Genomic DNA, 11,414 nt, shown 5'->3' on the forward strand with positions numbered 1-11,414 from the left:
ATCCAGCCCGCGCGACACCGTCTGGGGAGGCGGTCCGCGCGGTGCAGCGACACCGAGGTCTCGATGGGGGTCGAGATCGCCATGGGGGAAACATGGGGGAACCACGCCCTGCTCAGGGCACATCACGACGACGCCTGCCGGTTCGCGCGCGAGCACTGCTGCTCCTGACCACGCCGGCGCTCGCGGCCGGCGCCTGCTCCGGCGCCGCGCCCGCACCGGAGCACGCCGCACTGCCCGCCACGACCGCGCCGGCCGCCGCGCAGCCGGCCGCGGCGGCGGAGGCCCGCCAGATCTGCGGACAGTTCGTCGCCGCGGCGCTCTCGGTCGACGCCGCAGCCGATTCCGGCCCCGGGGACGCGCGCAGACGCGCCGCCGACCGGTTCGGCATTCCCGGCCTGGCAGAACAGATCGGCGGCGAAGGCCGCGACAACGGATGGGGCCTGCTCGCCGCGCACCGGGCACGCGTGCGGGTCACTACCGAACCGGTCGACGACGACCCGCCGCCGGTCCGCGACGACGAAACGGGAGCCGGGGTCACCGCGTCCCGGGTCGCGGCCGGTGACGGCTGGACGCAAAACCTCGACCCCCTGGCCGCGTACTGCTCGCTGCGACGGGTCGCCGGCGCGTGGAAGGTCTCCGGGATCACGTTCTCCGACACCGGCGGACCCGGAGCCGGGGGATGAGCAAGAACACCACCGTCGCCGCCGTGGCGGCAGGCTCGCCGCTGATCGCGATCGTGCTGGTCATCGTGCTGCTCTTCGGCGGAGCCGGAGCCAACAACAGCGAGATCAAGAAAACCGGCGGCATCAGCCTGGACTTCAACCCCGACGCCGTCCCGCCCTGGGCCAGAGACCTCCTCGCCTCGGCGGCCACGACCTGCCCCGACATCACCGCACCGATCCTCGCGGCGCAGATCGAAACGGAAAGCAACTGGAACCCCAACGCGCACAACGCATCCGGCGCCGACGGACTGACCCAGTTCACCCCCGCCACGTGGGCCGCGTGGGGCGTCGACGGCGACGGCGACGGCCGCGCCGACCCGCGCAACCCGGCCGACGCGATCAAATCGCAAGCCGGATACATGTGCTACCTGGCCAATTTCCTCAAAAGCAACAACGGACTGAACGGCGGCGTGGTCGACCTGGCGCTGGCCGCCTACAACGCCGGACCCGGCAACGTCCTGAAATACAACGGGATCCCGCCGTTCGCCGAAACGCAGAACTACGTATCCAAGATCAACCGACTGGCCGCGTCGAAATACGGACGCCCCCGCGCCGACGGCGGAGGAGACGGCTCCGGCGGCGGCACCGCCGGAGCGGCCGGACCGGTCATCGACGCCGCCCGCTCCCAGATCGGCCTGCCCTACGCCTGGGGCGGCGGAAGCCTCAACGGGCCCAGCGGCGGCTCGTCGCCGGACGTCGGCGTCGTCGGGTTCGACTGCTCGGCTCTCGCGAGGTTCGCCTACTACCAAGGAACCAACGGCAAGATCACGCTGCCGCGCAGCTCGAAGGAGCAGTACCGGGCGACAAAGGGGCACACCGTGCCCGTCGACCAGCTGCAGCCCGGCGACCTGCTCTTCTGGGGCGGAACAGCCGAATCCATCCACCACGTCGCGCTCTACATCGGCGGCGGCAAGATGATCGAGGCGCCCGAATCCGGAAAAAAATTGCGCGAGACCCAGGCGCGCACCTCCGAACGCGACTACTTCGGCGCCACCCGCGTCCTGAACCCCTGAGGCTTCGGGACCGGCCAGCCGCGCCGTGCCCGCGCGACGTCAGCCGGGCCGGGCGACGAAGGGAAAGCGAGACTCGTCGATGCTCGATCCTTATCTGTACTTGAACATCGACGTGGGAGCGCCCGTCGACACGCGCGCCCTGCTGCGCGAGTGCAGGCGGCTGCTCGGCACCCCGGACGACGTGCCCCCGCTGATCTCACCGTCCGACGACCCTTCGACGCCCGGCAACGTCGTCGTCAGCAATCCCGCCTCCTGGAGCTTCCCCGCACGCCTGGAGATCGTGTACGGCATCGACGGACCCCTGCAAGAGGACACGGAAGCCGGGGGCGTCGGGCGCCTCGCGAGCAGCGGACCGCTTGCGGCACAAGTGTTCTTCGTTCCCGCTCCCGGCTGGCCCCACATCTCGCGGACAGCCGCGACCGAGCACGACCTGGGAGCGTGGCTGATCCGCGAGACGGGCCGGTGGCTGGACCGCCGCCAGCTGCCCTGGCAGTGGGGAGCCTGGGAATCCGGCGGCGACGGCGTGCGCGTCGACGCCGCCGGACCGGCGGACCTGGGGGCGTTGGGAAACGCCTCGGAAGGCGCGCTGTCCACTGAGGACATCGACGAGGTCAACCGGTGGCTCCCCGGATGGCGGCGCGTTTGGCCGGGCCCGCAGAAACCGGGGGAATCCCTGCTGCAGGGGTGGAAGGCGCCTCCGAGTGCCTCGGGCAAGGCGGGGACGTCTTCGCTCGCGCCTCCCGGCACCGCCGGAGCGCGGCACGGCCCCGCGAACCCTCCGAGCCCGGGACGCCGCCGATGACCTCCGCCGCCCGGGCCCTGCGACATCAGAACACCGTCCCGTTCCGACGCGAGGACGCGCCACAGGCACGGCAAAACACCATGCAGCGCAGGCGGCCGCGCGGAACAGAAGGCACGGGGCCGCTCCACTCGACAGCGTCGTCGATCGATCCGACGGCCCCGGCCCGACATCAGCTGCGCAGAACCGAACGACCCCGCACGCGCATCCCCGGCCTGACCGCTCCGCCTATTCAAGGAGGCCATGATGGAGCAACATCCTGCAGATTCGCCCGGCATGCAGATCGGCGGGCGCACCGAGACAATCCTCTGGCCGGAAGGCTGGTCTCCGGCAAAGGAGGGCGAATGGCTGTTCTACAACGGAGCGGAACACCCCGACGGCGAGATCGCGGTCGAGGTCTACAGGCGCTTCGATCACCCGCGCCGTCCGTCCGTTCCCGAATGGACCGCGTGGTTCACCTACGACACGGGAGAAAACACCGTTCAGCACAACCCCGTCACGATCACGGGCCCGGACGACGCGGACCACGAATTCTGGCCGGCCTCCATCGCTGACCTTCAAGAACTTCTCCGGCACGTCGGACGCTACGGCCACGCCCAACCGGCGCACGGCGGCTGGGCAGTCACGCCCGCGGTCACCGAGGCCGCGGCGCGCGCCGCCGCTTCCGAGGACAGCTTCCGGCACGTCGTGCTCCGAAACGGCGAGGACGACGCCTGGACGTTCGTCGCCACCGGCACGCCAGTGCCGCTCGCCGGGCAGCCGGGCCTTCGCCAGGCCGACCAGACACAGGAATTGGCAACGGCGGGGACGGAAAAGATGTGGCTGCTGTACGTGGCGAAGTACGACGTCGGGCCACAGCACTCCGAACTCGTGCCCGACACCATCCGGCTTCTGGAATCCTCCCGTGACGAGATCAGTTTCGAGCACCTCCAGGAAACACGTCAGCGGAGCGGACTCGGGCACGACGTGCACACCGTGGCGCTCGACGTTCCGGCCGGGGCGAGCCACAGCGACTTGGCCGAACATCTCACCCGCTATCTCACGGAGCAGCCGAAGTTCGATTTCTGGGACGAAGTCATCGGCGACGACATCGTCGTGGGCGGCGTCGTCTACGACGGCGATGTCTACGAGCTGGACGGGGAGGGCGGCGTGCGCGAACGAACCTCCGACGCAGACCCGGAATATCCCGATCCAATGGACGACCCGGAAAACGTCGAGCGGCTCGGAGCTTTGTTGAGCGCGCTCGACGCCCCGAACCGCGAGGGCCAGCCCGAAGCCTCGCGCGATTCCGGCGAGAATCCGAATGGCGACAGACCCGCAGCGGCCCCGGACCGGCAAGAATCGAACGCGCCGTCGCGCAAGGACGACGGGCCGGCCGCGTCCCGTTCGCGGCCGGCGGGGACCGCCGGGGCACGCCACGGATCCGCCGTCGCCCCGGGCCGCCGCACGCGTCACCGGTGAGAAGGGCGCAAGGGCAAGGCATTCGCGGCGCGCACCGCGATGCCGCGAGCCAGCCCCTCTGGCGGACGTCGACCACGGCGCCGGCGGCCTGCGCAGTGTCTATCATCGTCGCGTGGCTACCCCCTCTCCGTCCGCCGATCGCGCCAGGCGGGTGGAGCGCGCGCGTGCTCTGCGCAGCATGGCGGAATACCGAACGGGCTCGGCGGACCAGGCGCCGAGCCCGTTCGAGACCGAAATGGCGCGGAAAAGACTCGCCGCCTTTCTGGCGAAAAACGGGCTGGTCCACGCCGACCTCGATCAGAACGTCCGCGCGGCGGCGTGGCCCGGCCCGGATGGCGATCGGGACTGGACTGTGCCGAAGCCGCACGAACGGCGCGTCGTGCACCGCATGGAAGGGTTCACCTCGCCGGGCGGCCGGGCACGGGCCTGGTGCCGGTGCGGGTACGGAGCCAAACCCCGCGCCGACCGGGAGCAGGCGCTGAGCGCACTGCGCGCCGAGCACCCGAGCGACCCGCCAGTGTGCTGCCTGTGCGGGAGGGACTACACCGACAGCGGGTGGATGTCCATCCGCGACGGCTTGCAGGTGCTGGTCGACAATCGCGACGGCGAGTTCATGTGCTGCGACGACTTCACGAGCTGCACGGCTCGATTCTGAGCCGCCGGACAGTTCTCGGCCCGGACCGCGGGGCGATCGCCGGGGCAAGGCGGCGGCGCCCTTGCGCGGTCGCCTGCGGCGACGTGTGCTCCGGAGACGGTTCACAGGGCTGCCGAGGCGGGAGTTCAGCACCGGCGGCGGGCGAGCCGTGCGCTGCGCGCGGGCGTTACCGCCGGGCGCGTCCGCGCGAGGAGACGTCGGCTCCGGGAGCGGGATGGTTTCGGACTGCGGGCGGCCCGTCGAGAGTGCGCCTGATCACGGACTGTCCTTCCGGGACGGCGCCGGCGAGTCGCTCGGCGGTGGTGCGCAGAGCCGCCGAGACGGCGTCCACGGTCTGGCGGACCTCGTGCAGCGGTCGTTTGCGGTCCCGTGCCGCGGATTGCAAGGCATCGCTGGCCTGTTGTGCATGGTGGTGGAGCGCGGCCTGGACCACAATGGACACGGCGTTTTCGCTGGCCGGCGCGGACTTGCGGGCCAGGTCCATGAGCTCGTCGGGCGGAAGGCCCTGCCCGTGATCGTCGGCATGGACCTCGCCTTCCCAGGCCACGGTGACCGGGTCGACCGGTTCCGGCGGGGACGCTGCGGCGAGAGCGCGGATCGACCGCCAGGTGGCGGCGTGCGCGGGCGATCCGGTGAAGTCCTCCGGCGTGAACCGCGTGATCAGATCCGGCCGCTTGCCCGCCAGCACGTCGCCGATCAGCCGTTTCTCGGCTCGGTCGACCAGCAAAGCCGGCGGCGGGACGGTCGGGGCGAGCGAGGCAGGGTCCTCGGCGAGCGGGATGCCGGAACCGGGTCCGCGAATGCCGTTGCTCAAAGCTCGGTCGAGGTCCTGGATCGCGCGCAGGTCGCCGGAGATCCGGCCGCTGCCCGCGACCGACCGGGTCCGCACGGCCCACCGTTCGATTTGGCGGCGTGCGGAACTCTCCAGCACTCGCTCGGCGTAATGCGCGTGGTGCGGAGTCGTGCTCGGCGGCGCGGCCAGGTACAGCTCGGTCATCAAGCGGGACTGCCGTGCCGTGCCGGTGCCGGTCCTGTCGGCGAGGACGTCCCGCACCGCGAGGATGTTGCGGGTGACGGCGTTGCGTGTCGCCGGCGAGAAGTCGTTGCCGACCAAGGCTTTCTCGGACACCGACTGCAGCAGCCCCCGGCCGTGCAGATCCTGCATCGCCGAGTAGACCGCCCCCAGTTCGGGGTCCGCGAAATCGTGCGGCCGCAGCCATCCCTGCACGTCGGCCAGCCGCGCCGGACGGTGCAGCAGGGCTCCGAGCAGTGCCCGTTCGGCGAGCCGGGTCGCGCCGCCGGGTGGGGAGGCGACGGCGTCGCGACGGGCGCCGGTGGTGACGGGTGCCGGCGGCGGCGCGTGGCCGACGTCGGCCGGCGGGCCGGCGCGTCCGGCCACCCGAGGGGCCGGGACGGTCACCGGCCCTCGCGGGCGTCCGCGTCGGCGACGGCCTGGTCGGCCATCGCGAACCTGCCGCGGGGGTCTTCGACGTCGTCGAATATCGCGGCAAGGGAGTCCACGGCGGGGGTGTAGTCAGCTTTGCCGACTTCGCGCACGTACCAGCGATCTCGGAACTTGACCGCGTCGGGCACCACGCCTCCCAGCGACCGGGAGAATCGGCGCGCCTCCCCGGCGTCGACGTACGCCTGCATCTGCGCGGGCGCGATGTCGCTGAGCGGTTCCCCCATGACGAACTCCTTGGCTTTTTTCCCTGTGGTGGAAACGATCCCTGGCCGGGCGAAGCCGGAAGTGATCATCGCGCGACGCCCCGCTGGCCGAGCTGCTCAACCGCCTTCTGTCGGTGATGGCTCACGGTGTCGGCCCGTTTCGCCAGCTTGGACGTCTCTTTCTGCGCATAGTTGAGCAGGGACTGCGGGTCGATCGCCTGGTTCCGGGCCAGGGCCTGGACTGTGTTGCGCACTGTCTGCGACTGGCGTTTCAGGCTGGCGTCGAAGACCGTCCGCAACGACCTCTCGATCTTGGATTCGCTCTTGTTCGGGGCGGTGTTGAATATCCGGGTCAGCTCCGTGTCCGACAGCACCGGCAAGGACGGCTGGCCGGGGACGGGGCGCAGCTCCTCGAAGACCGACACGTAGTTGACCGAGTGCCCCTTCTCCTGGACCCGCTGGATCGCCGCCCAGGTGTTGGCGTGCTCGGAGGAGGAGAAGTCCTCCGGCGTGAGGCCGAGGTCCAGACCGGTGCCCGAGTGCAGGGCGAGGTGGATCAAGTGGCGTTCGGCCCGGCGGACCAGCGGCGCGCCCAGCGCCCGCAACCCCGACGGCTGATACGGCTGCGCCGCGAACTCCACGGCCCTGTCCAGGTCCTGGTAGGACTCGCCGGACGGTCCGGTGCGCTCGACCGCGCGGGCGAGTCGTTCGGCGAGCTTCTCCAACGAGGCTGTCACCGTGGTCAGATTGGACAGCATGTCCTCGGCCGTGCCCGTGCGGCGGCGGAAGAACGACGGCCGGATCAGCGGCGAGGGGCGGACCATCTGGACGCCTAGGCTCTCGACGTGCCGGCGGACCGAGTCCTCGAGGACCATGCGACCCAGGCGCATCTGCGCGCCTGGGTCGTAGACGCCGCGGTAGGACACGGTGTCCGCGGGCGCGGCGGCATTGACCTGCCCGACGACCGTGGCGAGGTTCGGGATCACGGCGTCGGTGAATCGCTGGTCGTGCAGAGCTTCGAGCAGCGCGACGTAGTTGTCCTTGGCCGCCTGCATGCGCTCCTCGTCGCCCTCGATAGCGTTCACCTCCTGAAGACCGTTGGTGTGGGCCAGGCCCCGGATCGTGGTGTATAGCGCCCGCAGGGACGATTCGGAGAAATCTCTGGGGCCGAGGAACTTCTCGATGTCGTCGATCGCGTTCGGCGTGTGGATCAGGCTGCCGAGCAGCGCATGCTGGGGCAGCAGGTTCGGGTTGTACGTGTAGCGCGTCGGCTTGTCCTCCTCCGCCTTCGCCTCGCCGGCGGCCTCGGGAGGCTTCGCTGCCGCGGCCGGTTCCGAAGCAGCTTCCGGCCGCGGGCCCTCACCGCCCGCCGCGGCGGCCTCGCGACGATCGAGCGCAGCCCTCAACGGCCCCACCGGCCGTTCCTCTGCCTTGGCGGGCTTTGCATCCCTCAAGCGCTCCCGCCGCGGCGGGCCCTCTGCCTTCGCCTCGCCGGCGGCCTCGGGAGGCTTCGCTGCCGCGGCCGGTTCCGAAGCAGCTTCCGGCCGCGGGCCCTCACCGCCCGCCGCGGCGGCCTCGCGACGATCGAGCGCAGCCCTCAGCCCCAACCGCTGCGGCGGCTCCTCCGCTGGTACGGGTTCCGACGGGGCGGCGTCAGCGCGATCGCGCCCGAGCAAGCGGTCGCTGATGCGACGGCCCGCGCCGTTGATCCGCTGTCTTTCGTCGACGTTTACGGTCGTGTTCTCAGCCACGGTCGACCCCCTGTCTTTGTGGCGTGGGACTGGCGGCGTGCTGCGCCCCGCGCAGCACGCTTGCTCGCTCAGCGCGTTCGCGGACGCGCGGGCGTGGTCGTGGCGGTGCGGTGCACGGTCGCCGGGCGTGCCGCCGCGGCCTTTCCGGCGGCGTTCTCGGCGTTGGCGGCGTTCTGCTCGTTGGCGGCGTTCGCCTGCCCGTCCGCGCGCTCGTCGATCGTCGGCGTGTCGGGGTCGTCGGGCGTCGCCCGGTCGGCTGCGGCGCGGCCCTCGTCCTTGTCCGCACGGCCGTGCCACGCCGCGGCCTCGGGGATGCCGTCGGGATACAGCTCGGCCGCCCGCTGCTGGATCCGTTCGTCGTCGGGGAACTTCTCCACGATCATCGCGTCGACCTCGGGATAGCTGTGCCCGAACATCGTCAGGGCGGAACGGCGGTCGATCGCCTTGTCCGGATCCCATTTCCTGACGGTTTCGGCGAGTTCGGCTGTCGTGTCCGCGTCGAGTTCTCGCGCGGCCATGACTTCGGCCGCCGTTTCCCCGGTCACCGCGGCGGCGACAGGGGATTCCCCGCGCCTGCGGGCTTCCGCGCGGGCGGCGGCTTTGCTGCGCGGGACCACCGACGGGAACTTCCGTTCGAGTTCGCGGTCTACGGTCTGGCCCCAGCGCGTGTACTCGGCTTTCGCCATGAACCGGTGCTCGGTGTTGTCCGGATCCAGGCCGCGCGCCCAGCGCAGCGCGTCCGCGGGGGAGCTGCCCGGCCCCGGCCGCGGCGGCGACGTGGCCACCACCTCGCCGTCGACGACCATGCCGCCGCCGGGCGGCGGTGCCCCCCGCCCTGGCTCCCGGTCCGTGCCGGGCGCGCGGACGGTGTCCTCGTAGCGCGGCAGCTCCCGGGCCTGGTTCAGCACGGAGTAGGCCGCCCGGGAGGGCCATTTGACCTCGCGCCAGCTGCTCAGCGCCCGCCCGATGATCATGGCCAGCCGGTCGGGGTCGGCGCCGACGCGGGAGACTTCCTCGTTGGCCAGGGCGTGCAGCTCCTGCCAGGCGGCGAAATCCGGGTGCATCGGGTCGCGCTCGTCGGTCAGCCGGGTCGCGAGCGTCCCGGGCACGTTGCGGTGCAGCGCCTCGGCCCAGGCGTCCTCGCCGAGCGCGAGCGGGCGGGCCCTGCCCCCCATCCTCGGCCCGGCGTTGGCGTTTGGTTCGGACCACTCGTATTCGTCGGAGAATTCGCCGGGGCGGTGCCCGGCGAGCTCGTGGATCCGCGTGAGGTCGGCCGGGGTCGGGTGATCCCGCAGCCACTTGGCCAGATCGGCGGCGTCCTCGGCGTCGCGGCACACGACGAACAGCGACGCGCTGGGCGCCCCGGAATTGGTGTAGGTGTGGGCCTCGACGCCCCAGCCGGTGCCCTCGTCGTCCATCTTCGCCCACCACACGGCAGACGGCTCGCCCTCGAACTGGGTGGCCAGGTCGGCGGGAACCCGGCGCGTCCAGGCTTCCTGCTCGTCGTCCCTCATCAGCCGCAACGGCGGCACCTGCCGGGCCAGGTGTTCCAGGTCGGACTGCTCGGCGTCGCTGCGAGCCATGCGGCCCGCGCGTTCGCGGCTGGCCGCCAGCCGCTGGCTGAGCAGCTGGCTGAACTGGTTGATCGCGAACGCCCACTGCTGAAAATCGTGGCCCGACGGCAACGGAATCGGCGTCAACAGCGGCTCGCTCATCCGGTGTTCCCCCTGTGGTGTCCGGCAGCCGAACCCGCCTCGTGTCTCCCCTCACGAGATGCGCGCGTTCCGCGACCGCGGTCTCTCCCATCCCCGGCCCACCGGCCGGCACCTCAGGTGTGCGACGAACACCGGGCGAACAGAATCCTCTTCCTGCCACGCCGGTTAGGACACAGAGTAACCATATTCCCTTGCACTCGGGAACCCTTACGCGAAACTGCAGGCAGAACGAGCCTTCAAGATCGACAGACAGCCCGCGAATCGTGGCTTACAGTAATCGGTTCCGGTAGCAGGGGGGACAGGATGGCCGACGACGAGTACTGGAGCCAGTGGTCTCCGGCGGCGCACGCCCGGCACGAACGGATCATGGACCGCATGAAGCGGGCGACCCACTGGCCGCCGCGGTACCGGCTCGCCGACGACGCTCCGGTGCCGAAGTGGCTGCGGGAGGCCACCGACGGCCTGCTGTGCCCGCCGGAGGCTCCGACCTTGCAGTTCGCCCGTGTCTGGGACCGAGTGGACTGGCCGACGCTGGTGGCCGAGCACGGCGACGACCTGGTCGTGGCCGGCACGGTGGGCGCGGGCGGCCCGCACTGGGCGGGCGTGCTGCGAGCCTGGCAGGTCCTCGAGGACGCCGGTCACGCGCCGGAACTCGACGTCGACCTCTCAGTCGATTTCGCCGGCACCGGCCTGGAATTGACCCACGGCGGGATCAGCACCGGCTCCAACACGTTGCCCGGCGACGAGGTCCTCAGCGCGATGACCGATGCGCTGCAGGTGGACTGCGAGATGGCCTGGCCGTCGAGCGGACTGCGCACCGAACGCCGCCGGGCGGACGGGATGCCGGTCCCGGCGGTGCCGATCCAGGCACGCCACAGCGACTGCATCACGACCTGGATCTGGGCGGGTCTGGGGCCGAACGACGTGCCGCCCCGCTGAACTGCGTTGACACCGGGCCGTGCGCGCGCTGGCGGCGCGTTCCCGCCAGGGTCGCGAGGCGATGTCCGGCCGCTTCCCGCTCCCCGCCCGGGGCGGCGCCGAACGCGCCGAACAGGGAGCCGAAACCACGGACGCGAGGGGGAACCGATGTAGAGCTACAACCGGTTCGGGGCGTACCAGCCCGGCGCGGACCTCGCGGCCGCGTTCGCGGCGGCCCGAGCCCAAACGCTGCGGCGGCTGCAGCACGAATACGGCACCGACGACACGGACTTCCACTACACCAACACGATCCTCGAAAAACACTGGGATCCGGACGACCGGCCCGCGCTCGTGACGACGCCGGATCAGCTGCCCCCGTACGACTACGACGATTGCGAGCTGGACTTCGGCGTCATGGTCGTGTTCAGCGAGAACCGGTTTCGCCGGAGGAATCGCGACGGATCGAACGCGAGGTGCTTGACGAGGGCGACAACCAGCTGCAGTCCAAATGGGGGCCGTGCGGGGCAGTCCCGGTCACCACGACCGGGCGCGACAGCGGCGCCCCGGACGGCTGGCGGTTCTTCGGCAACGCTCCCTGACATTCGTGCCAGGCAAGGCAGCGTGCCGATGTGCCCTCCGGACATGCGCGGTACTCCCGACCCGGTACCCGGTGCCGCCAGCGCAGATCCGCGCCCGTCGAATATGCGCGGCG

At 71.2% G+C, this 11,414-nt stretch carries 11 protein-coding genes; 7 read left to right on the forward strand and 4 right to left on the reverse strand.

The window, feature by feature from the left end; all coding sequences use genetic code 11:
• Window positions 1–92: 92 nt before the first annotated feature.
• The 5 genes from CU254_RS41690 (at window position 93) to CU254_RS41710 (ending at window position 4,650) form a co-directional block, all read left to right on the forward strand.
• Window positions 93–683: a hypothetical protein gene (locus CU254_RS41690; RefSeq protein WP_037719361.1), complete on the forward strand. Its 591-nt coding sequence runs from the start codon at window positions 93–95 to the stop codon at window positions 681–683.
• Window positions 680–1,735 carry an NlpC/P60 family protein gene (locus CU254_RS44850; protein WP_009086530.1) on the forward strand — a complete coding sequence of 352 codons (1,056 nt, stop codon included), beginning with the start codon at window positions 680–682 and terminating at the stop codon, window positions 1,733–1,735. The genes CU254_RS41690 and CU254_RS44850 overlap by 4 nt, the downstream gene beginning before the upstream one ends.
• A gap of 79 nt (window positions 1,736–1,814) precedes the next feature.
• Complete coding sequence (locus tag CU254_RS41700; protein WP_037719359.1) at window positions 1,815–2,537, forward strand: hypothetical protein; 723 nt, start codon at window positions 1,815–1,817, stop codon at window positions 2,535–2,537.
• Window positions 2,538–2,780: 243 nt separating this feature from the next.
• Window positions 2,781–3,995, forward strand: coding sequence for a hypothetical protein (locus tag CU254_RS41705; protein ID WP_037719357.1), 1,215 nt, complete (start codon window positions 2,781–2,783; stop codon window positions 3,993–3,995).
• A gap of 112 nt (window positions 3,996–4,107) precedes the next feature.
• Entirely contained in the window at window positions 4,108–4,650 is a 543-nt protein-coding gene (locus CU254_RS41710; protein ID WP_158688175.1) for a hypothetical protein, read from the forward strand.
• Between the two features lie 166 nt (window positions 4,651–4,816).
• Here the strand turns inward: CU254_RS41710 and CU254_RS41715 are convergent, their stop codons facing one another.
• The 4 genes from CU254_RS41715 to CU254_RS44855 all read right to left on the reverse strand — a co-directional run bounded on the left by CU254_RS41715 (window position 4,817) and on the right by CU254_RS44855 (window position 9,784).
• Window positions 4,817–6,070 carry a DnaB-like helicase N-terminal domain-containing protein gene (locus CU254_RS41715; protein WP_009086523.1) on the reverse strand — a complete coding sequence of 418 codons (1,254 nt, stop codon included), beginning with the start codon at window positions 6,068–6,070 and terminating at the stop codon, window positions 4,817–4,819.
• Window positions 6,067–6,339 carry a hypothetical protein gene (locus tag CU254_RS41720; RefSeq protein WP_037719350.1) on the reverse strand — a complete coding sequence of 91 codons (273 nt, stop codon included), beginning with the start codon at window positions 6,337–6,339 and terminating at the stop codon, window positions 6,067–6,069. Before CU254_RS41720 ends, CU254_RS41715 begins: the two co-directional genes overlap by 4 nt.
• Window positions 6,340–6,404: 65 nt before the next feature.
• Entirely contained in the window at window positions 6,405–7,733 is a 1,329-nt protein-coding gene (locus CU254_RS41725; protein WP_037719348.1) for a DnaB-like helicase N-terminal domain-containing protein, read from the reverse strand.
• Window positions 7,734–8,137: 404 nt separating this feature from the next.
• Window positions 8,138–9,784, reverse strand: a complete 1,647-nt coding sequence (locus CU254_RS44855; protein WP_037719346.1) for a hypothetical protein — start codon at window positions 9,782–9,784, stop codon at window positions 8,138–8,140.
• Window positions 9,785–10,087: 303 nt separating this feature from the next.
• Between CU254_RS44855 and CU254_RS41735 the strand changes: the two genes are divergently transcribed.
• Both CU254_RS41735 and CU254_RS44755 read left to right on the forward strand, forming a co-directional pair.
• A complete protein-coding gene (locus CU254_RS41735; RefSeq protein ID WP_037719343.1) occupies window positions 10,088–10,723 on the forward strand; it encodes a hypothetical protein in 636 nt (211 codons plus the stop codon).
• A gap of 452 nt (window positions 10,724–11,175) precedes the next feature.
• Complete coding sequence (locus CU254_RS44755; RefSeq protein WP_255409898.1) at window positions 11,176–11,301, forward strand: hypothetical protein; 126 nt, start codon at window positions 11,176–11,178, stop codon at window positions 11,299–11,301.
• Window positions 11,302–11,414 lie beyond the last annotated feature (113 nt).

Source organism: Amycolatopsis sp. AA4 (assembly GCF_002796545.1).
In the GTDB taxonomy this organism is placed as follows: Bacteria; Actinomycetota; Actinomycetes; order Mycobacteriales; family Pseudonocardiaceae; genus Amycolatopsis.

Coding starts and splice junctions, on each gene's coding strand:
- CU254_RS44850 (WP_009086530.1), top strand. CDS start 680: ATGAGCAAGAACACCACCGTCGCCGCCGTGGCGGCAGGCTCGCCGCTG.
- CU254_RS41700 (WP_037719359.1), top strand. CDS start 1,815: ATGCTCGATCCTTATCTGTACTTGAACATCGACGTGGGAGCGCCCGTC.
- CU254_RS41690 (WP_037719361.1), top strand. CDS start 93: ATGGGGGAACCACGCCCTGCTCAGGGCACATCACGACGACGCCTGCCG.
- CU254_RS41720 (WP_037719350.1), bottom strand. CDS start 6,339: ATGGGGGAACCGCTCAGCGACATCGCGCCCGCGCAGATGCAGGCGTAC.
- CU254_RS41735 (WP_037719343.1), top strand. CDS start 10,088: ATGGCCGACGACGAGTACTGGAGCCAGTGGTCTCCGGCGGCGCACGCC.
- CU254_RS44855 (WP_037719346.1), bottom strand. CDS start 9,784: ATGAGCGAGCCGCTGTTGACGCCGATTCCGTTGCCGTCGGGCCACGAT.
- CU254_RS41705 (WP_037719357.1), top strand. CDS start 2,781: ATGGAGCAACATCCTGCAGATTCGCCCGGCATGCAGATCGGCGGGCGC.